The sequence below is a fragment of the Streptococcus oralis subsp. tigurinus genome (assembly GCF_002093575.1).
GTDB lineage: Bacteria > Bacillota > Bacilli > Lactobacillales > Streptococcaceae > Streptococcus > Streptococcus oralis_CH.
In genome coordinates this window covers 520,745-540,957 of sequence record NZ_LNVH01000001.1, presented here as the reverse complement: position 1 = coordinate 540,957, position 20,213 = coordinate 520,745, and the positions used below count along the sequence as shown (strand labels likewise).

The 20,213-nt window shown below is 40.6% G+C and carries 25 protein-coding genes; 23 read left to right on the top strand and 2 right to left on the bottom strand.

All coding sequences use genetic code 11. The features are described 5' to 3' along the window. Positions 1-1,644, top strand: a 1,644-nt coding sequence (locus ATE37_RS02725) for a Cna B-type domain-containing protein (protein ID WP_142995851.1), incomplete at its 5' end; no start/stop codon positions are given. 132 nt (positions 1,645-1,776) lie between these two features. Here the strand turns inward: ATE37_RS02725 and ATE37_RS02720 are convergent. Next, positions 1,777-2,136, bottom strand: a complete 360-nt coding sequence (locus ATE37_RS02720) for a DUF3397 domain-containing protein (protein ID WP_000525393.1) — start codon at positions 2,134-2,136, stop codon at positions 1,777-1,779. Positions 2,137-2,227: 91 nt separating this feature from the next. On the opposite strand from ATE37_RS02720, the gene mnmL reads away from it, so the two are divergent. The 5 genes from mnmL to ATE37_RS02695 are packed head-to-tail and all read left to right on the top strand — an operon-like array spanning position 2,228 to position 6,928. Further along, on the top strand, positions 2,228-3,166 hold the full coding sequence (mnmL, locus tag ATE37_RS02715; RefSeq protein ID WP_084867614.1) for a tRNA modification radical SAM protein MnmL/YtqA: 939 nt from the start codon (positions 2,228-2,230) through the stop codon (positions 3,164-3,166). Position 3,167: 1 nt separating this feature from the next. Further along, positions 3,168-3,725: a tRNA 5-(aminomethyl)-2-thiouridylate-methyltransferase MnmM gene (gene mnmM / locus ATE37_RS02710; RefSeq protein ID WP_084867613.1), complete on the top strand. Its 558-nt coding sequence runs from the start codon at positions 3,168-3,170 to the stop codon at positions 3,723-3,725. After that, complete coding sequence (locus tag ATE37_RS02705) at positions 3,718-3,972, top strand: hypothetical protein (protein ID WP_000361094.1); 255 nt, start codon at positions 3,718-3,720, stop codon at positions 3,970-3,972. The genes mnmM and ATE37_RS02705 overlap by 8 nt, the downstream gene beginning before the upstream one ends. Positions 3,973-3,983: 11 nt before the next feature. Then, complete coding sequence (locus tag ATE37_RS02700) at positions 3,984-6,038, top strand: cation:proton antiporter (protein WP_084867611.1); 2,055 nt, start codon at positions 3,984-3,986, stop codon at positions 6,036-6,038. Positions 6,039-6,067: 29 nt separating this feature from the next. After that, complete coding sequence (locus tag ATE37_RS02695) at positions 6,068-6,928, top strand: YihY/virulence factor BrkB family protein (RefSeq protein ID WP_000759514.1); 861 nt, start codon at positions 6,068-6,070, stop codon at positions 6,926-6,928. Positions 6,929-6,967: 39 nt separating this feature from the next. Here ATE37_RS02695 and queA read toward each other — a convergent pair whose 3' ends face one another. Further along, on the bottom strand, positions 6,968-7,996 hold the full coding sequence (gene queA, locus ATE37_RS02690; protein ID WP_084867641.1) for a tRNA preQ1(34) S-adenosylmethionine ribosyltransferase-isomerase QueA: 1,029 nt from the start codon (positions 7,994-7,996) through the stop codon (positions 6,968-6,970). A 150-nt stretch (positions 7,997-8,146) separates the two neighbouring features. On the opposite strand from queA, the gene ATE37_RS02685 reads away from it, so the two are divergent. From ATE37_RS02685 to ATE37_RS02600, 17 genes are all read left to right on the top strand, one after another. Continuing rightward, on the top strand, positions 8,147-8,854 hold the full coding sequence (locus tag ATE37_RS02685) for a glucosamine-6-phosphate deaminase (protein ID WP_084867609.1): 708 nt from the start codon (positions 8,147-8,149) through the stop codon (positions 8,852-8,854). Between the two features lie 103 nt (positions 8,855-8,957). After that, entirely contained in the window at positions 8,958-9,575 is a 618-nt protein-coding gene (locus ATE37_RS02680; RefSeq protein WP_084867607.1) for a class I SAM-dependent methyltransferase, read from the top strand. A gap of 13 nt (positions 9,576-9,588) precedes the next feature. Next, the gene (locus ATE37_RS02675) at positions 9,589-10,209 is read left to right on the top strand and encodes a Type 1 glutamine amidotransferase-like domain-containing protein (RefSeq protein WP_084867605.1); all 621 of its coding nucleotides are present in this window, start codon (positions 9,589-9,591) and stop codon (positions 10,207-10,209) included. 117 nt (positions 10,210-10,326) lie between these two features. Next, positions 10,327-10,884, top strand: a complete 558-nt coding sequence (locus tag ATE37_RS02670) for a hypothetical protein (RefSeq protein WP_084867603.1) — start codon at positions 10,327-10,329, stop codon at positions 10,882-10,884. 93 nt (positions 10,885-10,977) lie between these two features. Continuing rightward, a complete protein-coding gene (rpsU, locus tag ATE37_RS02665; RefSeq protein WP_000048054.1) occupies positions 10,978-11,154 on the top strand; it encodes a 30S ribosomal protein S21 in 177 nt (58 codons plus the stop codon). Positions 11,155-11,285: 131 nt separating this feature from the next. Further along, the gene (gene hprK / locus ATE37_RS02660) at positions 11,286-12,221 is read left to right on the top strand and encodes an HPr(Ser) kinase/phosphatase (RefSeq protein ID WP_000115137.1); all 936 of its coding nucleotides are present in this window, start codon (positions 11,286-11,288) and stop codon (positions 12,219-12,221) included. Then, on the top strand, positions 12,214-13,002 hold the full coding sequence (lgt, locus tag ATE37_RS02655) for a prolipoprotein diacylglyceryl transferase (protein WP_084867602.1): 789 nt from the start codon (positions 12,214-12,216) through the stop codon (positions 13,000-13,002). The genes hprK and lgt overlap by 8 nt, the downstream gene beginning before the upstream one ends. Then, positions 13,003-13,386 (top strand): DUF948 domain-containing protein, encoded by a 384-nt coding sequence (locus tag ATE37_RS02650; protein ID WP_000895031.1) that lies wholly within the window; start codon positions 13,003-13,005, stop codon positions 13,384-13,386. Between the two features lie 15 nt (positions 13,387-13,401). Further along, the gene (locus tag ATE37_RS02645) at positions 13,402-13,800 is read left to right on the top strand and encodes a YtxH domain-containing protein (protein WP_000517390.1); all 399 of its coding nucleotides are present in this window, start codon (positions 13,402-13,404) and stop codon (positions 13,798-13,800) included. 73 nt (positions 13,801-13,873) lie between these two features. Continuing rightward, positions 13,874-15,004 (top strand): radical SAM family heme chaperone HemW, encoded by a 1,131-nt coding sequence (gene hemW / locus ATE37_RS02640; RefSeq protein WP_084867601.1) that lies wholly within the window; start codon positions 13,874-13,876, stop codon positions 15,002-15,004. A 4-nt stretch (positions 15,005-15,008) separates the two neighbouring features. Then, positions 15,009-15,746, top strand: a complete 738-nt coding sequence (locus ATE37_RS02635; protein ID WP_000524786.1) for an acyl-[acyl-carrier-protein] thioesterase — start codon at positions 15,009-15,011, stop codon at positions 15,744-15,746. A gap of 10 nt (positions 15,747-15,756) precedes the next feature. Beyond that, on the top strand, positions 15,757-16,530 hold the full coding sequence (locus ATE37_RS02630) for a TIGR01457 family HAD-type hydrolase (RefSeq protein ID WP_084867600.1): 774 nt from the start codon (positions 15,757-15,759) through the stop codon (positions 16,528-16,530). Beyond that, positions 16,520-17,137 carry a TIGR01906 family membrane protein gene (locus ATE37_RS02625; RefSeq protein WP_000850614.1) on the top strand — a complete coding sequence of 206 codons (618 nt, stop codon included), beginning with the start codon at positions 16,520-16,522 and terminating at the stop codon, positions 17,135-17,137. Before ATE37_RS02630 ends, ATE37_RS02625 begins: the two co-directional genes overlap by 11 nt. A gap of 220 nt (positions 17,138-17,357) precedes the next feature. Continuing rightward, positions 17,358-17,759 carry a Spx/MgsR family RNA polymerase-binding regulatory protein gene (locus tag ATE37_RS02615; RefSeq protein ID WP_084867598.1) on the top strand — a complete coding sequence of 134 codons (402 nt, stop codon included), beginning with the start codon at positions 17,358-17,360 and terminating at the stop codon, positions 17,757-17,759. Next, positions 17,760-18,038: a UPF0223 family protein gene (locus tag ATE37_RS02610; RefSeq protein WP_084867597.1), complete on the top strand. Its 279-nt coding sequence runs from the start codon at positions 17,760-17,762 to the stop codon at positions 18,036-18,038. Next, positions 18,028-18,801 (top strand): inositol monophosphatase family protein, encoded by a 774-nt coding sequence (locus ATE37_RS02605; RefSeq protein ID WP_007520301.1) that lies wholly within the window; start codon positions 18,028-18,030, stop codon positions 18,799-18,801. The genes ATE37_RS02610 and ATE37_RS02605 overlap by 11 nt, the downstream gene beginning before the upstream one ends. After that, on the top strand, positions 18,802-20,106 hold the full coding sequence (locus ATE37_RS02600) for an RsmF rRNA methyltransferase first C-terminal domain-containing protein (RefSeq protein WP_084867595.1): 1,305 nt from the start codon (positions 18,802-18,804) through the stop codon (positions 20,104-20,106). Positions 20,107-20,213: the final 107 nt, after the last annotated feature.

Below are 20,213 nucleotides of genomic sequence, written 5' to 3'. Positions count from 1 at the left end.
GCTTCAAAAGAAGCAAAAGATCTTGTATTTACAAACAAATACACTCCAGCCAAAACTTCAGTTTCTGTGAAGAAAGCATGGGATGATAAGGACAACCAAGATGGTAAACGCCCATCTTCTGTCACAGTTAAATTGCTTGCAGACGGTCAAGATACAGGTAAGACACTTACATTGACTGAAGCAAACAATTGGACTGGAAGCTTCACAGACCTTGATGCTGATAAAGGTGGCACACCTATCCAGTACACAGTAGTAGAAGTAACTGTTCCTGGTTACACTTCAGAAGTTACTGGTGACGCTGCATCAGGATTCACTATCACCAATAGCTATTCTCCAGAAACAGTTGACATTAAAGCAACCAAGAACTGGGATGACGCGAACAACCAAGACGGCAAACGTCCAACTAAGATTACAATCAATCTTTTAGCAGATGGTCAGAAAGTCGCATCGAAAGAAGTTCAAGCAGCCACAGACGGAACTTGGACTGCTACATTCGAAAAATTAGCAAAATATAAAGCTGGTAAAGAAATCAAATACACTGTAACAGAAGAAGCTGTGGCAGAATACGAATCAACTATTACAGACTTTACCATCACAAACAAATATGCACCAAAAGAAATCGACTACAAGGTAACAAAAGTATGGAACGACGCGAACAACCAAGACGGCAAACGTCCTAAGTCCGTAACGGTTCAACTTTTCAAATCTGTAGATGGATCTAAACCAGTAGCTGTTGAAAGTAAGAAATTGACCTTGACAGCTAAGGATAAGACCGACGCTAACACTTGGGTAGCATCATTTACAAAACTTCCACAATACGAAGCTGGTAAAGAAATCACTTACTCTATCAAGGAAGTGGATGTTCCAGCTGGCTATGAAGCCTCTGTGACTGGTCAAGTGGTAACTAACACTCATAATCCAGAAACAGTCGTTCTTTCAGGAACTAAGGTGTGGGATGACAACAACAACCAAGACGGCAAACGTACTACATCTGTGAAAGTTCAAATTCTTAATGGCGATAAAGTTGTTCAAGAAATTGAAGTTTCAGAAAAAACTGGTTGGAAGTTTGAATCAAAAGCACTTCCTAAGTATGAAAATGGTACAGAAATCAAGTACACTGTCAAAGAAGTAGCTGTTGCATCATACGAAACAACAATTACTTCAGAAAAAGACGGTAAGTACACTATTACCAACAAACATACACCAGAGAAAACTACTGTAAAAGGTAAGAAGATCTGGAATGATGAAAATAACAAAGACGGTATCCGTCCAGATTCTATCACAGTGAAACTTCTTGCGGATGGTAAAGAAACCGTTCAAGAAGCTACAGTTTCAGAAGCAACTGGTTGGACTTATGAGTTTACAGGGCTTGATCGTTACAAAGAAAATGGTCAAGAAATCAAATACTCTGTAGTAGAAGTTCCAGTTGATGGTTATACATCTGAAGTAGAAGGCTTCAATATCACAAATACACATACTCCAGAAAAACCAACACCAGGTGAACCAAATGAACCAGGAAAACCAGGACAAAAACCTCAACTTCCTAACACTGGTGAAAAAGCATCTAACGCAGCAGTAGTTGCAGGACTTGCTTTGATGGCAGTGACTGGTGGATTGTACTTTGTAAGCCGTAAAAATAAATAATCTAGCGTGAGAAAGATAGTTTCCATTTATTTTTCTTAGGTTTAATCTGTGATAAAAGACCAGAGGATTCCTCTGGTCTTTTTTAGATATAGGAGTAAAAGAAAGACCCAGCATTTAATACTGGGTTAGTAATTATTTTACCATCATCAATTCGACAATCATTGCTATGTAGATGATTAAGGTAAGGAGAAAACCGGCTCTCCAGAAGAATTTGATGAATTTAGGGTAATAAAAACTTCGTTTTTTGGCAAGGAAAAAGACTACAAGGAGGATTGCTAGGAGAGAAAGTGCGACTCCAAGTCGCGGTAGAAAGTTGTGGGTAAAGGCTTTAGCAGTGATAAGGTAATACTCGAATACCAACAGTGGAAAAGCTAGATCCGCGAAATTAAATCCTATTTTCCTAAGTCCGAAAAGCTTGGTGACAATAAAGCAAACCACCAAGGTTAATATCAATAATAAAATAGATGCTATTTTCATTAAAATCATACCCATATTGTATCATAAAAAAACGCTAAAGGAAATGAGAAACAAGGGGATTTGTTGGAAAGTCAGGCTTTTGAGATTGTAGGTGTTTTTTGTTATAATGAGAGTTATGAAATCTTATAATACCTTGAATGATTATTATCGAAAACTTTTTGGAGAAAAGACTTTCAAAGTTCCTATTGATGCGGGATTTGACTGTCCCAATCGGGATGGAACTGTAGCTCATGGTGGTTGTACTTTTTGTACGGTTTCAGGTTCTGGAGATGCTATTGTAACACCAGATGCCCCTATCCGTGAGCAATTTTATAAGGAAATTGACTTTATGCACCGCAAATGGCCAGATGTTAAAAAGTATCTGGTTTATTTTCAAAACTTTACCAACACCCATGAAAAGGTGGAAGTGATTCGGGAGCGATATGAGCAGGCTATCAACGAGCCAGGTGTAGTAGGAATCAATATTGGAACGCGGCCAGACTGTCTGCCAGACGAAACCATTGAATATTTGGCTGAGTTATCGGAACGCATGCATGTGACTGTAGAATTGGGCTTGCAGACTACTTTTGAAGCAACCTCTGACTTGATTAACCGTGCCCATTCCTACGAATTGTATGTGGAAACGGTCAAACGCTTGAGAAAATATCCCAGGATTGAGATTGTTTCCCATTTGATCAATGGTTTGCCCGGTGAGACTCATGAGATGATGATTGAAAATGTCCGTCGCTGTGTCACGGACAATGATATTCAAGGAATTAAACTGCACTTGCTTCACCTCATGACCAATACACGGATGCAGCGAGATTACCATGAAGGACGTTTGCAACTGATGAGTCAGGATGAGTATGTCAAGGTCATTTGTGACCAGTTGGAAATCATTCCCAAGCATATCGTCATCCATCGAATTACAGGAGATGCGCCTAGAGATATGCTGATTGGTCCCATGTGGAGCCTCAAAAAATGGGAAGTGCTAAATGCTATTGAAACTGAGATGCGCCGTCGCGGAAGTGTTCAAGGATGCAAGGCTGTAAAACAGGAGTTTTAAAATGAAAAGACCACTTGAGATGGCACATGATTTTTTGGCGGAAGTTGTGACAAAAGAGGATATCGTAGTGGATGCGACCATGGGCAATGGCCATGATACCCTTTTTCTAGCCAAGTTAGCCAAGCAAGTCTATGCCTTTGATATCCAGGAGCAGGCTTTGGAGAAGACGCAAGAGCGTTTGGATCAGGCTGGAATGACAAATGCCCAGTTAATCTTGCAAGGTCACGAGACACTGGACCAATTTGTGACAGAAGCTAAGGCAGGGATTTTTAATCTGGGTTATCTGCCTTCTGCTGACAAATCCGTCATCACTCAACCTCAGACTACTATCGAAGCATTAGAGAAACTGTGTCATTTGCTTGTCAAAGGGGGACGGATTGCGATCATGATCTACTATGGTCATGAAGGAGGAGATACTGAGAGGGATGCTGTATTGGAGTTTGTTAGCCAGTTGAACCAACAAGAGTATACAGTTGCCATTTATCGGACTCTCAACCAAGTTAATAATCCACCGTTTTTAGTTATGATTGAAAAATTAGAAAGGTATAGACATGGATAAACAATACCTTCGTGAGAAGCTTGAGGCAATGCGCCAAAATTTTGTCGAGTCAACGCATCACGAGCGAGCAGTCGGAGTGCTCGACGAAGCACATATGAGCAAGAAAATGCTTAAAATCAAGAAAAAATTAGTGGCTCTTGAAATGGAACGATGCCAGAAAAAAATTGAGCACAAAGACTGTTCTAAGATTGATCAGAAAATCCAAGAGCAAAAGGAGATTTTTGAATCTTGTTGTAAAAAAGATTAAGGAGGAATTGTGTGGAATTACTCATTTACTTGATTCTATTTTTATTTGTCTTAATCATTTCAACCACGACCAATAAACTTCTCCCTTTTCTGCCCCTTCCTCTTGTACAAATCCTTTTGGGGATTGGGATAGGTTTATTTGTTCCCGATGCGGACTTTCATCTCAATACAGAGCTGTTTCTAGCCATGGTTATTGGTCCCTTACTTTTCCGAGAGGCAGAAGAAGCGGATATTACATCCATTTTGAAGCACTGGCGGATTGTTGTCTTTCTGATTTTTCCTGTGATTTTTATCTCGACCTTAAGCTTAGGAGGCATGGCTCACTTCCTTTGGATGACTCTTCCTTTAGCTGCCTGTTTAGCAGTTGGAGCGGCACTTGGGCCAACGGATTTGGTTGCCTTTGCATCTCTTTCTGAACGTTTTCGTTTTCCTAAACGGGTTTCCAATATCCTAAAAGGGGAAGGGCTCTTAAATGACGCTTCTGGTTTGGTTGCCTTTCAGATGGCTCTTGCTGCTTGGACAACAGGAACTTTTTCTCTCAACCAAGCTGGAACTTCCTTAGCACTTTCTATCCTTGGTGGTTTTGTAGTCGGCTTTGTGACGGCTATGGTCAATCGTTTTGTGCATAGCTTTTTACTGAGTGTGCGAGCGATAGATATAGCCAGTGAACTATTGCTAGAGCTAAGTTTGCCGCTCATGACCTTTTTTATCGCAGAAGAGTTTCATGTTTCAGGGATTATCGCAGTAGTGGTTTCGGGTATTTTGAAGGCCAGCCGCTTTAAGAAAATTACGCTCCTTGAGGCTCAAGTAGACACTGTGACGGAGACCGTATGGCATACCGTGACCTTTATGCTAAATGGCTCAGTCTTTGTTCTCTTGGGAATGGAGTTAGAGTTGATAGCAGAGCCAATTTTGTCTAATTCTCTCTACAATCCCCTTCTTTTACTGATTTCAGTTGTCGTTCTGACCTTCTTGCTTTTTGCGATCCGCTTTGTCATGATTGCTGGTTTTTACTTTGTGAGGACGCGTCGACTTAAGAAAAAAATTCATAAGTACATGAAAGATATGCTTCTTTTGACCTTCTCTGGTGTCAAAGGGACAGTATCTATCGCGACCATTCTCCTCATACCAAGTCATTTGGAGCAGGAGTATCCTCTGTTACTCTTCCTTGTAGCAGGCGTTACACTATTGAGCTTTCTAACAGGTTTATTAGTTCTCCCCCACTTGTCTGAGGAACAAGAGGAAAGCAAGGACCATTTGATGCATATTGCGATTCTGAATGATGTGGCTGCAGAATTAGAAAAAGAGCTGGACCATCACAAGAACAAACTTCCTCTTTATGCAGCTATTGATAATTATCATGGTCGGATTGAAAATCTCATCCTTAGTCAGGAAAATAAAAGAGTCCAAGAGGACTGGGAGTCTCTCAAACTCCTTATCTTGAGTATTGAGAGTGATGGTTTGGAGCAAGCCTACGAAGAAAATAGAATCAGCGAGCGTGGCTATCGAGTTTACCAACGTTACCTAAAAAACATGGAGCAGAGTATCAATCGGAATTTCGCTTCTAGAGTGACTTATTACTTCCTAGTTTCTTTACGGATACTGCGCTTTCTACTCCATGAAATGTTTACCTTTGGCAAAACTTTCCGTAGTTGGATGAATGAAGAATCTCGTAAACTACTAGCAGTTGACTATGATCAGATTTCAGAGTTGTATCTGGAAAATACAGAGCTGATTATCGAGAGTTTGGAAAACCTAAAAGGGGTTTACAAGAGTTCTCTGATTAGTTTTATGCAAGAGTCTCGTCTACGCGAGACGGCCATTATCGGAAGTGGTGCCTTTGTTGAGCGGGTTATCAATCGCATCAAGCCAAACAATATCGATGAAATGCTACGAGGTTACTATCTCGAACGTAAGGCAATCTTTGAATACGAAGAAGCTAAACTGATAACAGCCAAGTATGCCAAAGAACTACGCCAAAATGTGAATAACTTAGAAAATTATTCTCTGAAAGAGGCCGCAAATACCTTACCTTATGATATGCTAGATTTAATCAGAAGAACTTAGATGATGAAGAAAATGACGGAGGATGGGATATGAAAAAGTGGTGGAAGGAGCTATTGGATAAGCCCTTATTGAAAGCTTTTTTGCATTATTATCAAGCATCGGATAGTGAGTTGACCAGTGTTGCGGTTGCCTACTATTGGTTGGTTTCAATCTTTCCTTTGCTAATGATAATGGTCAATATTTTGCCTTATTTTCAGATTCCAGTCTCAAATTTCTTACTTACAATTAAGGAATTTTTGCCTGATACAGTGTATGATGTGGTCGCTAAGATTGTCCGAGAAGTTCTGACTCAACCATCAACTGGCTTGCTGAGTTTTGCTGTTTTGTCAGCCCTATGGACCTTTTCAAAATCAATGGATTTCCTCCAAAAAGCTTTTAACAAAGCCTATGGAGTGACCAAAAGTCGAGGAATTATCTCCCATCAGTTGATGAGTTTGCTTGTTAGCCTCGGCTTGCAGATCCTTTTTGCTCTAGCCTTGTTTTTGAGTATGTTTGGTCGCATGTTGCTCAACCTTCTCAAAACTTACTGGCAATCAGACAGCCCGCTATTTTCCTACCTGCAAGATTTTACAGGCCCTCTAGTCTATGCTTTGATTTTTGCCATTCTGGTTATGATTTATTACTTCCTTCCAAAAGTAAAAACACCACGAATCCGCTATGTTTTACCAGGAAGTGTCTTTGTATTACTAACTCTTATCGGTTTATTGAATATCTTTTCTGTTTATTTTAATAACTATGTCAATCACCTAGTCGATGTCCGTTTTTTCAGTTCCATCATCGTGGTAGTCATGATGTTCTGGTTTATTCTTATTGCAAAGATTTTGATTATCGGAGCGGTTATCAATGCCAGTGTTCAGAGCTTGAAAGATCCAAAGTTTAGTATGGAATGATTAGAAAAATCCCTATTAGGTTTCCTAATAGGGATTTTCTTAATAGATAAACATGGCATCACCGAAACTGAAGAAACGGTAGCGTTCTTGAATAGCGTGCTGGTATGCATCTAGGACTAATTCACGGCCGGCAAAGGCAGAAACCAACATGACGAGAGTTGATTTTGGCAGATGGAAGTTGGTTGAAAAGGCGTCCACAACCTTCCATTCGTAACCAGGTTTGATAAAGATATTGGTCCAGCCAGAATCTGCCTGGATTTGCCCATTAAACTTGGAACCAATAGTCTCTAACGTGCGGATAGAAGTGGTTCCGACAGCGATGACGCGACCTCCATTTTCCTTGACAGAGCGAAGGGTGGCAGCTGCTTCCTCAGAAAGTTGGTAGAATTCGGAGTGCATTTCGTGTTCGTCCAGATTGTCTACAGAAACGGGTCTAAAAGTTCCGAGTCCGACGTGAAGAGTGAGATAGACCAGATGAACACCTTTGGCTTGGATTTCTGCTAGCAGTTCTTTGGTGAAGTGGAGGCCAGCAGTCGGTGCAGCAGCAGAGCCACTTTCTTTAGCGTAGACGGTTTGATAACGTTCACGGTCATCCAGTTTTTCATGGATGTAGGGTGGTAGTGGCATTTCACCTAGACTTTCCAAGACTTCTAGAAAAATTCCTTGGTATTCGAAGCGGACAATGCGGCCTCCGTGGGTCAATTCTTCCGTAACGACAGCGCTGAGACGACCATCGCCAAAATTGACACGAGTGCCAACCTTGAGGCGTTTGGCAGGTTTAGCCAGAACTTCCCACTCATCACCACTAGTATTTTTGAGTAGGAGAAGTTCCACATGGCCTCCTGTCTCTTCTTTTTGGCCATAGAGGCGGGCAGGAAGAACGCGGGTGTCATTCATAACAAGAGCATCTCCAGGTTCCAGCATATCGATAATAGAGTGGAAGTGCTTATCCTGAAATTCTCCCGTTTCCCGGTTTACGATGAGAAGCTTGGAGGCATCTCGTTTTTCAAGTGGCGTTTGGGCAATCAATTCCTCAGGCAAGTGGAAATCAAAATCAGCTGTATTCATTTTTTTCATCATTCTTTCTAAGTTCTAATCTTATCCATTATAACACGTTTCAAGTTTAGGCGCTCTTTTTTTAGAAATTAAATCGTTTTCACTTGACAAAAATTGGTCTATACCATATAATAAATATAGATTAAAACGGAGGATGAAAAGATGAAAGTTATAAAAGTTGAAAATCAAGTCGAAGGTGGAAAAGCAGCTTTTGAGATTTTGAAGGAAAAATTGGCCAATGGTGCTCAAACATTAGGACTTGCGACAGGGAGCAGTCCACTTGAGTTTTACAAGGAAATCGTTGAGAGTGACCTTGATTTTTCAAATCTAACTAGTGTAAACCTTGATGAGTATGTGGGACTTGACGGAGACAATCCTCAGTCTTATCGTCATTTTATGCAAGAACACTTATTCAACCAAAAACCATTTAAAGAAAGCTTCTTACCTCGTGGAATTAAGGACAATGCTGAGGCTGAAGTTGAACGCTACAATCAAATTTTGGCTGACCATCCTGTTGATTTGCAAATCTTGGGAATTGGTCGCAATGGACATATCGGCTTTAATGAGCCAGGTACTCCATTTGACAGTCAAACACATTTAGTAGAACTTGATCAATCTACAATCGAAGCCAATGCTCGCTTCTTTGACAAGATTGAAGACGTTCCAACTCAAGCCATCTCAATGGGGATTAAAAACATCTTGGATGCCAAGTCAATTATTCTCTTTGCTTACGGTGAGTCGAAAGCAGAAGCCATTGCTGGCACAGTATCAGGCCCAGTGACTGAGAACCTCCCAGCAAGTAGCCTACAAAACCACCCTGATGTGACTATTATTGCGGATGCTGAAGCGCTCAGCTTGCTTGAAAAGTAAAATGACAAGAACCACTTGCTCTTTGGAGTGAGTGGCTTTTTACTTCAAATGTTTACTATCCTGCTAAAGTGGTATAATATAGCTATACAGGGAGGCTTGAACTTTGATTTATATAATCGCTTTTATTTGTTTTTTACTTTTAATGTTTCTGTTTAGTCGCTTAATTCAGCAATCAAAGAATCCTTCGGGCTTTCTAGGAAAACGAATGATGAAATTGTGGAATCGAACCTATCTCCCCATGTTTGTATGGGCAATTCGTTATCTGGATAGAACATCTTACCCTGTAATCTTAGATGTAGGAGTTGGGAATGGTCGTTCAACTATCCTACTGAAAGAAACTTTTCCGCAAAGTACCATAACTGGAATCGATATTTCAGATACTGCAATAGCTCAAGCCAAACAGATAGAGATGACTAATCTAAATTTTGAACGAAGAGATGTTAGGGAGACAGGTTTTTCTGATGAAAGTGTTGATTTAATCACAGCCTTTCAAACTCATTTTCATTGGCAGGATTTAGAGGCTTCTTTTATGGAACTTCGAAGAATACTCAAATCAGGCGGGATGCTCTTACTGGCTTGTGAATATAACAAGTTGTCTTACTTTTTACCAGAGGTCCAAAGCGAAGAAGCATTTAGACGATTCTTGTTATCAGTAGGATTTGAGCTCGTAACTAGTCAAAGAAAGGGATCATGGATCCTTTATAAAATTGTTAAACATTAATGGAGGTACAATCATGAAACAATTATTTTTATGTTCATACTTTGCTGGTGTCAAAAAGCTTTTTAGCGATTATGCAAAGGAAAAGAATCTAGAAAATAAGGTTTTATTTATTCCTACCGCTGGGAACAAAGAGGACTATACTGCCTATATCGATGAGGCTCAGCAAACATTCAGAGATTTAGGATTTGAGATAGAGGTTCTAGATATTGCTTCTTGTGATCGAGAAACTGCACAGGCAAAGATTTTCCAAAGTAAGATTCTTTATATCTCAGGTGGGAATACCTTTTATTTATTGCAAGAATTAAAGAAAAAGCAACTCCTATCTCTCATCAAAGAGCAAATAAGAGATGGGTTGGTCTATGTGGGAGAATCAGCAGGGGCTATCATTACAGCCAAGGATATTGACTACAATAAACTCATGGACGATAAGACGGTAGCGACAGAGTTATCTGATACAGCGGGATTGGATGAAGTGGATTTTTACATCCTTCCACATTATGGTGAGGAGCCTTTTACTAATAGTAGCAAGAAGACCTTTGAAACCTATAAAAATCAGCTTGAATTGCTACCGCTTCATAACCACCAAGCAATTATCGTTAACGATGAGCAAATAGATATCTTGACAATAGAATAAAAGCGTGGTTGGAAGAACAGTAATATTTTACCAATAAAACGATTAGTGGTTGATAACTCACTTAGCGGGGATCTGCCATGGATAGATTAATTTTATGAATTCAAGAAGGGAAAAGTTATGAAAATAAAAACGTTAGATAAAATAGGCGGGGTTATTTTCTTGTTTCTAACGATTGCGATCATTGTCGTTTTTTTATCAGATACGAGCTTTTTTGAGTGGGCATTTACTAGACACCAGAATACTCTGAGTTGGTATATTCGCCCTCTCTTTATTATTCCAATTGTAATGGGAGCTTATAAAAAATCCTATAGCCTGATTTTCTTTTCTATATTTTGCCTATTTACTAGCATGTTTTGGTTCCCAAAGCCGGAAATAGTTGATGTAAAAGTAATTGAGTTTTTGAATTTTGAGAAGGCTTATTTTACGAGCGGATGGAGTATTGAAAAAGTTATTATTCTGGCGACGATTCTAGCATTTTTTACGGCGATTATATCCTTAACGTGGAGTAGACGTTGGTATGGATTATTAGCAACGGTAGTGATCGGAGCGTTTCTGAAGGTTGCCCATAGTCTTTTATTTAGTGGAGGAAGTGGCATATCGATTGTAAAACCAGCTGTTTTGGGATTGATTCTCTGCATCTTAGTGATTTATTTCATCTTCAAAAGAAGAAAGTAAAAATAATAAAAGTTTATGGTTGCTTTTCTCTTGACAATTATTCACTTTGTGTGTAAAATGGAATAGATCTTGAACTTGAAGGGAGTGAAAAAAATGTCTAAAACAGTAGTACGTAAGAATGAATCTCTTGACGACGCACTTCGTCGTTTCAAACGTGCGGTTACTAAAGCTGGTACTCTTCAAGAAACACGCAAACGTGAATTCTATGAAAAACCTTCTGTAAAACGTAAACGTAAATCAGAAGCAGCTCGTAAACGTAAAAAATTCTAATTTGAAATGAAAGGCTAGACTTGTCTAGCCTTTTTTCTTTCCAAATAAATACTGTAAATCCTGCAAAAAAAGGAAACTTCCTACCACAATTTGATATAATAGTAGGGAGAACTCGATTGAAGGAGGAAATTATGTCGGTTTTAGTAAAAGAAGTCATTGAAAAGCTCAGATTAGACATTGTTTATGGTGAAGGCGATTTACTTGAAAAAGAAATCAATACTGCAGATATTTCTCGACCAGGTCTGGAAATGACGGGCTATTTTGATTACTATACTCCGGAGCGGCTTCAACTGTTGGGAATGAAGGAATGGTCCTATTTAGTCTCCATGTCTTCTCACAACCGTTATAAGGTGTTGACCAAGATGTTTCAACCAGAAACACCAGTGGTTATTGTTGCGCGTGGTTTAGTAGTTCCAGAAGAAATGTTGAAAGCTGCCAGGGAATGTAAGATTGCGATTTTAACCAGTCGAACAGCTACTAGTCGCCTATCAGGAGAATTATCTAGCTATTTGGATTCTCGTTTGGCAGAACGGACCAGTGTTCATGGTGTCTTGATGGACATTTATGGCATGGGTGTCTTGATCCAAGGGGATAGCGGTATCGGTAAGAGTGAAACTGGTCTGGAACTTGTGAAACGTGGACACCGTTTGGTGGCAGATGATCGTGTAGATATTTTTGCAAAAGACGAAATGACCCTTTGGGGAGAGCCAGCTGAAATTTTGAGGCATTTACTTGAGATCCGTGGAGTGGGGATTATTGATGTGATGAGTCTCTACGGAGCAAGTGCAGTTAAGGACTCTTCACAAGTTCAACTAGCAGTTTATTTGGAAAATTATGATACGCATAAGACCTTCGATCGCTTAGGAAATAATGCTGAAGAAATCGAAATTTCTGGTGTAGCCATTCCGCGTATCCGCATCCCGGTAAAAACAGGACGCAATATTTCTGTTGTTATTGAAGCAGCTGCCATGAACTACCGTGCTAAGGAAATGGGCTTTGATGCGACACGTTTATTTGAAGAACGCTTGACAAGTCTGATCGCTCAAAATGAGGTGAAAAATGATTAATCCAGTCGCATTTGAAATCGGTCCTTTTTCTATTCGTTGGTATGCTTTGTGTATTGTGGCTGGTTTGGTTTTGGCAGTCTACCTTGCCATGAAGGAAGCTCCTAAAAAGAAAATCCTGTCAGATGATATTTTGGATTTCATTCTGATTGCTTTTCCAGTTGCGATTTTAGGTGCTAGACTATACTACGTACTCTTTCGCTTAGATTATTATCTGCAAAATCCAGGTGAAATCATTGCTATCTGGAATGGTGGTTTGGCCATTTATGGAGGTTTGATAGCGGGTGCTATTGTCCTTTATGTCTTTGCAGATAGAAAGTTGATCAATACTTGGGATTTCTTAGATATTGCAGCTCCGAGTGTCATGGTTGCCCAGAGTTTAGGGCGCTGGGGAAACTTCTTTAACCAAGAAGCCTACGGTGCAGCGGTAGATAGTCTGGATTATTTGCCAGGCTTTATCCGTGACCAGATGTACATTGATGGTAGCTACCGTCAGCCGACCTTCTTATATGAGTCTGTTTGGAATCTGATCGGTTTTGCTTTAATCTTGATTTTTAGACGAAAATTAAAAGGAATCAGACGTGGCCAGATCACGGCATTCTACTTAATTTGGTATGGCTTTGGTCGTATGATTATCGAAGGGATGCGGACGGATAGTCTCATGTTCTTTGGCCTACGAGTTTCCCAATGGTTATCAGTTATCCTTATCGGACTCGGTATTTTTATCATACTTTATCAAAATCGAAAGAAAGCCCCTTTCTATCATACAGAGGAGGAAAACTAAATGTTAGAAGTTGCATATATACTTGTTGCGATTGCTTTGATTGTCTGTTTAGTCTATTTGACAATCACGATTCAAAAAGCAGGTCGTATGATTGATGAGACAGAGAAAACCATCAAAACGTTGAGCTCAGATGTGAACGTTACCTTGCATCAGACCAATGAATTGTTGGCTAAGGTTAATGTGTTAGCAGATGATATTAATGTCAAAGTTGCGACGATTGATCCACTCTTTACGGCGGTGGCGGACTTGTCTGAGTCAGTATCTGACCTCAACCAACATGCACGTGTCTTAGGCAAAAAAGCTTCATCTGCTGGTTCAAAGACCATTAAAACAGGTGCAGGCTTGTCCGCTCTTCGTGTCGCAAGTAAATTTTTCAAAAAATAAAAAAGGAGAAATCTTATGGGAAAACTATCCTCTATCCTTTTAGGTACTGTTTCAGGTGCAGCTCTTGCTTTGTTTTTGACGAGTGACAAGGGCAAGCAGGTTTGTAGTCAAGCTCAGGATTTTCTAGATGATTTGAGAGAAGATCCAGAATATGCTAGAGAGCAGGTTTGTGAAAAACTAACAGAAGTGAAGGAACAGGCAACGGACTTTGTGCTGAAAACAAAGGAACAAGTAGAATCTGGTGAAATCACTTTTGATAGTGTCCTTGACCAAGCTAAAAACTGTGCTCGACAAGCGACGGAAGCGTCAAAAGAAACCTTTAACAATCTCAAGGAGCAGTGGCAAGAACAGTCAGCAACTCCAGACGTCGCTGAAGACCAAGAAGAAATCATCATCGATATTACTGAAGTATAATGCATCACCATCTCTGGTTTTTGGAGATGGTGATTTTTATCTGCAAGCCTGTCTTTATGGTATAATAAGTACTATGCAGAAAAAACCAACGTCCGCCTATGTGCATATTCCCTTTTGCACACAGATTTGTTATTATTGTGACTTTTCAAAAGTATTTATCAAGAATCAACCAGTAGATAGTTACCTGGAGCATCTGCTAGAGGAGTTTCGCTCTTATGATATCCAAAAGTTGCGAACCCTCTACATTGGAGGTGGGACGCCAACGGCTTTGTCCGCTTCGCAATTAGAAGTGCTCTTGGATGGCTTGACTAAAAATCTAGACTTGTCTGTCTTGGAAGAGTTGACCATTGAAGCCAATCCAGGCGACTTGGATGCGGATAAGATTGCGGTTTTGAAACAGTCGGCAGTCAATCGTGTTTCCTTAGGTGTGCAGACTTTTGATGACAAAATGCTGAAAAAGATTGGGCGCAGTCATTTAGAGAAGGATATTTATGAAAGTATCGACCGCCTCAAACTGGCTGGTTTTGACAATATTTCTATCGACCTAATCTACGCTCTTCCAGGTCAAACTATGGATCAGGTCAAAGAAAATGTGGCTAAGGCTATCTCGCTTGATATTCCTCATATGAGTCTTTATAGCTTGATTTTGGAAAACCATACGGTCTTTATGAACCGCATGAGACGAGGGAAATTGCCCCTGCCCAAGGAGGAACTAGAAGCGGAGATGTTTGAGTACATCATCGCTGAACTGGAGCGAGCTGGTTTTGAGCATTATGAGATTTCGAATTTCTCTAAACCCGGATTTGAAAGTCGCCACAATCTCATGTACTGGGACAATGCCGAGTATTATGGTATCGGTGCGGGTGCTTCAGGTTATGTGAACGGGGTACGTTATAAAAACCACGGTCCTATCCGCCACTATCTCAATGCAGTAGAGGCAGGAAATGCTCGGATAACAGAAGAACACCTGAGCCAAAGGGAACAGATGGAAGAAGAAATGTTCCTAGGCCTCCGGAAAAAATCTGGGGTTTCCATGGCGCGATTTGAGGAAAAATTCGGACGGTCCTTTGATGGACTTTATGGTGAAATCATCAGAGACTTGGTTCAACAAGGTCTCATGCAGATTGACGATGACCGTGTCCGAATGACAAAGAGAGGTCTCTTTTTAGGAGACACTGTAGCAGAACGATTTATTTTGGAGTAGAACAATGGGCTTAACTTATCAAATGAAAATGAAAATTCCTTTTGATATGGCGGACATGAACGGTCATATCAAACTTCCAGATGTGATTTTGCTGTCCTTGCAAGTATCAGGTATGCAGTCGATTGAGCTGGGAGTTAGCGACAAGGATATGTTAGAACGTTACAATCTGGTCTGGATTATTACAGATTATGCGATTGACGTGGTACGCTTGCCTCGCTTTGCTGAAGAGATTACGATTGAAACAGAAGCGTTGACTTACAATCGTCTTTTTTGCTACCGCCGTTTCACTATCTATGATGAAGCAGGTCAAGAAATCATTCGCATGGTAGCAACCTTTGTTCTGATGGACCGAGACAGTCGTAAAGTTCATGCTGTCGAACCGGAGATTGTTGCTCCTTATCAGTCCGAGTTTGATAAAAAACTCATCCGTGGGCCAAAGTATGCAAATCTAGAAGATCCGATCAGTAAAGACTACCATGTTCGTTTTTACGACTTGGATATGAATGGTCATGTCAATAATAGCAAATACCTAGATTGGATTTTTGAGGTTATGGGAGCAGACTTTTTGACCAAGTATATTCCAAAGAAAATCAATCTCAAATATGTAAAAGAAGTGCGACCAGGTGGCATGATTGCTTCAGCTTATGAACTCAAGGGACTAGAAAGCAAGCATGAGATTATCAGTGATGGCGAGATCAATGCCCAAGCTATGATTACTTGGCAAGAAATTGAAGGCAATTAGAAAGGGCGATATGACTTATAAAGGTTATTTAATTGATTTAGACGGAACCATTTACAAGGGGAAAGACCGGATTCCGGCGGGTGAGGCTTTTGTCCATGAGTTACAAAAAAGAGAAATTCCCTACCTCTTTGTGACCAATAATACAACCCGAACTCCTGAGAGTGTTAAAGAGATGTTGGCTGAGAATTTTAATATTAATACCCCTCGATCAACTGTTTATACAGCAACCTTGGCAACCATCGACTATATGAACGACTTGGGACTGGAAAAGACAGCCTATGTCATCGGAGAAGCTGGGCTCAAGGATGCTATCCAGGCTGCAGGTTATGCGGAAGACAAGGAAAATCCTGCCTATGTGGTCGTTGGACTGGACTGGCAAGTCGACTATGAAAAATTTGCGACGGCGACTCTAGCCATTCAAAAGGGGGCTCACTTTATCGGAACCAACCCTGACCTCAATATCCCGACGGAACGTGGTCTCTTGCCTGGTGCTGGTTCACTAATTACACTTCTTGAAGTAGCAACACGTGTAAAACCAGTTTATATCGGAAAACCGAATGCGATCATCATGGAAAAGGCCGTGGAACATCTAGGTATAGATCGAGAAGACTTGCTCATGGTTGGGGATAACTACCTGACAGATATCCGAGCAGGGATTGACAATGGCATTCCAACGCTCTTAGTGACAACAGGTTTTACCAAAGCAGAAGAAGTGGCTGACCTACCAATTGCACCAACTCATGTAGTTTCTAGCCTTGCGGAGTGGAATTTTGATGAAAACTAAACTGACCTTTTGGGGAAGTATGCTCTTTCTCCTCTCACTGTCTATTCTCTTAACCATTTATCTGGCATGGATTTTCTATCCTTTAGAAATTGAGTGGCTGAACTTAGCGAATCGAGTCTATCTAAAGCCCGAAACCATTCTGTATAACTTTCATATCTTGATGAATTACCTGACCAATCCCTTTAGTCAGGTCTTGGAGATGCCAGATTTTCGTTCATCAGCTGCAGGTTTACACCATTTTGCGGTGGTGAAGAATCTCTTCCACTTGGTTCAGCTAGTTGCCCTAGTGACATTACCAAGTTTCTATTTCTTTGTTAGAAAGATTGTGAAAAAAGGATTTCTACCCCTATATCGTAAAAGTATCTTGGCTCTAGTGCTACTGCCTCTAGTCATTGGGCTTGTAGGAGTGTTGATTGGTTTTGAGCAATTCTTTACTCTTTTCCATCAGATTCTCTTTGTGGGAGATGATACCTGGCTTTTTGATCCAGCAAAGGATCCCGTTATTTGGATTTTGCCAGAGACTTTCTTTCTCCATGCCTTTGTACTTTTCTTTGTTTTATATGAAGGAATGTTTGGTTTCCTTCTTGCTAAAGCTTCAAGGAAATAGTGGAAAAAGTTCTGTATTTTTAATAAAAAACGAGAGAAGTTGCTCTACTCCCTATTTATTGTTAGGTTATCCTAAAGATAAACTTGCAAAGCAGGAGATTTTTGCAGAAAACAGTCTATTTTCTATGAAAAAATAGGCTTTTTTTCTAAAAATACCTAGTCAAGCGCTTTATTTTTTTGTATAATAGAAATAGCAAGTATAGATAAAAGAAGAGAAAAGCATGATTACACTATTTTTATCACCGAGTTGTACATCATGTCGTAAGGCAAAGGCTTGGTTAGAGACGCATAAAGTGCCCTTTCAAGAGCATAATATTATGACTAGTCCTTTAACAAGAAAAGAATTACAACATATTCTTTCCTTGACCGAAAATGGTACTGATGACATCATTTCAACTCGTTCAAAAATCTTTCAAAAATTAGATATTGATGTAGAGAGTATCACGGTATCGGAGTTGCTTCAGTTGATTGAGCAATATCCTAGTCTTTTGCGTCGCCCAATTATTACAGATACCAAACGCATGCAGATCGGTTTTAATGAAGATGAGATTCGTGCTTTTCTCCCTCGTAGTTACCGTAAACAAGAATTGAAAGAAGCAACATTGAGAGCTGGTATTGGATAGATGAACAAACAGTATAGTTACCCACTAGATTTGTCGTGGAGCACTGAAGAACTTGCTTCAGTGCTCTCTTTTTTTAATGATATTGAAGCTGCTTATGAAGATAAGGTAGAAGCAAAAAAACTGCTAGATTCCTATAAGGAATTTAAGTCTGTGGTTCCAAGCAAAAGTGAAGAAAAGCGCCTAGGTCGCGAATTTGAGACGGTTAGCGGTTATTCCTTCTATCATGCGGTTCAATTAGCAAAAGAAAAAAGAGAAGGGAAGATTTCTCTTGGAAACTAAATTTGAATTTGCCAAACAGATTGTGCAGGAAGCTGCTGACTATATTTTGGCTCACATGAAAGAAGATTTGCAGGTTGAGTGCAAGTCTTCACCTACTGACTTAGTGACACGTTTGGACAAGGAGGTCCAGGAACTCTTGGTTGATCGGATCAAGTCCTCCTATCCTGAGGACTTGATTTGCGCGGAAGAGGGCTGTTTGCGTGCTGCGGTCGATCAAGGTTCTGTTTGGGTGATTGATCCCATTGACGGTACCAATAACTTTGTCGCTCAGCAGGAAGATTTTGCCGTGATGTTGGCTTATTTTGAGAATGGTGTGGGCAAATTTGGCATCATCTATGATGTTATGAAAGGTGATTGTTACCATGGTGGTGGTGCCTTTCCTCCTTGTCGCAATAATGAGCCCTTACCGCCTTTTAAAAAGAAGCCCCTCAGAGAATTCCTGGTTGCTGGTAACTCAGGTATGTTTGAAAGCAATGAGTGGGGCCTGGCGGATTTGGGGCGAGCAGCGTTGGGAGTCCGTGTCTACGGCAGTGCGGCCATTAGTTTTGCCAAGGTTTTATCGGGTCGTCTTCTGACTTATATTACCTACTTACAGCCATGGGATTACGCTGCGGCCAGTATCTTAGGGGAAAGTCTGGGTTATCGTCTTCTTACAGTATCAGGTGAGCCCGCTGATTTTAAAACGCGTCAGCCTGTCATGATGGTGCCAATCGAGATGCAAGAAGTGATTCAGTCTTATATCTACGAAAGGAAAGAGAACTAAATGCAATTTCCAGAAGGATTTGTTGAAAAATATGAAGCGATACTAGAAGATGAGGCAAGAGACTTTCTTGCCTCTTTTAAGCGGGAAGCGGTTTCGGCTTTTCGAGTCAATCCCTTAAAAGAAAGTCAATTGTCGTTTGCGGATGCTATTCCCAATACACCTTGGGGGTATTATGGTAAAGTTTCTGGGAAATCTCCAGAGCACGCGACAGGTCTTGTTTATTCGCAAGAGCCTGCAGCCCAAATGGTGGCCCAGGTGGCTCAACCAAGTCCTGGCATGAAGGTCTTGGACTTGGCGGCAGCACCAGGTGGAAAATCCACTCAACTAGCCGCTTATCTGGCTAATCAAGGAGTCCTTGTCTCCAACGAAATTTCAAGTAAGCGTGCTAAGATTTTAGTAGAAAATATGGAGCGATTTGGAGCGACAAACGTTGTCGTGACCAATGAATCTGCTGACCGCTTGGCCAAGGTTTTTAAAGGTTACTTTGATGTGATTGTCCTTGATGCACCTTGCTCGGGTGAAGGGATGTTTCGTAAGCGGCCAGATGCCATGGATTATTGGAGCATCGACTATCCGAGCCAATGTGCTAGTCTCCAAAGGGAAATTTTAGAAGATGCAGTGACCATGCTTGCAGAAGGTGGTTGTTTGGTCTATTCGACCTGTACTTGGGCACCTGAGGAAAATGAAGAAATCGTCCACTGGTTACTTGATACTTATGAATTTGAATTGCTTCCAGTCGAGCATGTGAACGGTATGGTGGTAGGAATTGATCTTCCTGAAACTGCGCGGATGTATCCTAATCATTTCAAGGGAGAAGGCCAGTTTGTTGCCCATCTGCATTTTAAAGGACAAAATCCAGCACCTAAATTCAAAGCTAGCAAGAGCAATCTAAGTCGCGAACAGCAGAACTTGTGGCATGATTTTGTTCAAAAACACTTGCGAGTCAATCTAACTGGTATCTTGCAGACTTTTGGAGATCAACTTTATCTCTTGCCAGAGATGCTACCTGATCTAGGGAAACTCAAAATTGCCCGAAATGGACTTCATCTGGGGACGTTTAAGAAGAAACGTTTTGAACCAAGCTTTGCTCTCGGTTTGGCCTTGAAACCAAGCCAAGTAAAACAAAGTGTCGAAATCAATGATGAGGACTTTGTAAAATATGTGGCTGGTGAGACCGTTCAATTGTCTGAAGCTCGACCAAATGGCTGGTACCAAGTTGTGGTTCAAGGAAACGGATTAGGCTTTGCCAAGGTAACGGGAAATGTTTTGAAAAATTATTATCCAAAAGGACTCAGATTTAGGTGAAAAAGCTAGTCAAAGAGCCTATTCTATGTTATAGTGGAAGTATGAGTTTTTTCTGATAGTCTTTCATTATTACTTATATTATACGATGGAATTTCCCGCTCCTAAGA

Bases quoted from the DNA above. Each gene is read 5' to 3' on its own strand.
- ATE37_RS02705 (WP_000361094.1), top strand. From the start codon at position 3,718: ATGGATAAACAATACCTTCGTGAGAAGCTTGAGGCAATGCGCCAAAAT.
- ATE37_RS02675 (WP_084867605.1), top strand. From the start codon at position 9,589: ATGAAACAATTATTTTTATGTTCATACTTTGCTGGTGTCAAAAAGCTT.
- ATE37_RS02630 (WP_084867600.1), top strand. From the start codon at position 15,757: ATGACTTATAAAGGTTATTTAATTGATTTAGACGGAACCATTTACAAG.
- mnmL (WP_084867614.1), top strand. From the start codon at position 2,228: ATGAGAGTTATGAAATCTTATAATACCTTGAATGATTATTATCGAAAA.
- mnmM (WP_084867613.1), top strand. From the start codon at position 3,168: ATGAAAAGACCACTTGAGATGGCACATGATTTTTTGGCGGAAGTTGTG.
- ATE37_RS02720 (WP_000525393.1), bottom strand. From the start codon at position 2,136: ATGGGTATGATTTTAATGAAAATAGCATCTATTTTATTATTGATATTA.
- ATE37_RS02600 (WP_084867595.1), top strand. From the start codon at position 18,802: ATGCAATTTCCAGAAGGATTTGTTGAAAAATATGAAGCGATACTAGAA.
- ATE37_RS02635 (WP_000524786.1), top strand. From the start codon at position 15,009: ATGGGCTTAACTTATCAAATGAAAATGAAAATTCCTTTTGATATGGCG.
- queA (WP_084867641.1), bottom strand. From the start codon at position 7,996: ATGAATACAGCTGATTTTGATTTCCACTTGCCTGAGGAATTGATTGCC.
- ATE37_RS02670 (WP_084867603.1), top strand. From the start codon at position 10,327: ATGAAAATAAAAACGTTAGATAAAATAGGCGGGGTTATTTTCTTGTTT.
- ATE37_RS02625 (WP_000850614.1), top strand. From the start codon at position 16,520: ATGAAAACTAAACTGACCTTTTGGGGAAGTATGCTCTTTCTCCTCTCA.
- hemW (WP_084867601.1), top strand. From the start codon at position 13,874: ATGCAGAAAAAACCAACGTCCGCCTATGTGCATATTCCCTTTTGCACA.
- ATE37_RS02615 (WP_084867598.1), top strand. From the start codon at position 17,358: ATGATTACACTATTTTTATCACCGAGTTGTACATCATGTCGTAAGGCA.
- ATE37_RS02645 (WP_000517390.1), top strand. From the start codon at position 13,402: ATGGGAAAACTATCCTCTATCCTTTTAGGTACTGTTTCAGGTGCAGCT.
- ATE37_RS02695 (WP_000759514.1), top strand. From the start codon at position 6,068: ATGAAAAAGTGGTGGAAGGAGCTATTGGATAAGCCCTTATTGAAAGCT.
- hprK (WP_000115137.1), top strand. From the start codon at position 11,286: ATGTCGGTTTTAGTAAAAGAAGTCATTGAAAAGCTCAGATTAGACATT.
- ATE37_RS02685 (WP_084867609.1), top strand. From the start codon at position 8,147: ATGAAAGTTATAAAAGTTGAAAATCAAGTCGAAGGTGGAAAAGCAGCT.
- rpsU (WP_000048054.1), top strand. From the start codon at position 10,978: ATGTCTAAAACAGTAGTACGTAAGAATGAATCTCTTGACGACGCACTT.
- ATE37_RS02650 (WP_000895031.1), top strand. From the start codon at position 13,003: ATGTTAGAAGTTGCATATATACTTGTTGCGATTGCTTTGATTGTCTGT.
- ATE37_RS02610 (WP_084867597.1), top strand. From the start codon at position 17,760: ATGAACAAACAGTATAGTTACCCACTAGATTTGTCGTGGAGCACTGAA.
- lgt (WP_084867602.1), top strand. From the start codon at position 12,214: ATGATTAATCCAGTCGCATTTGAAATCGGTCCTTTTTCTATTCGTTGG.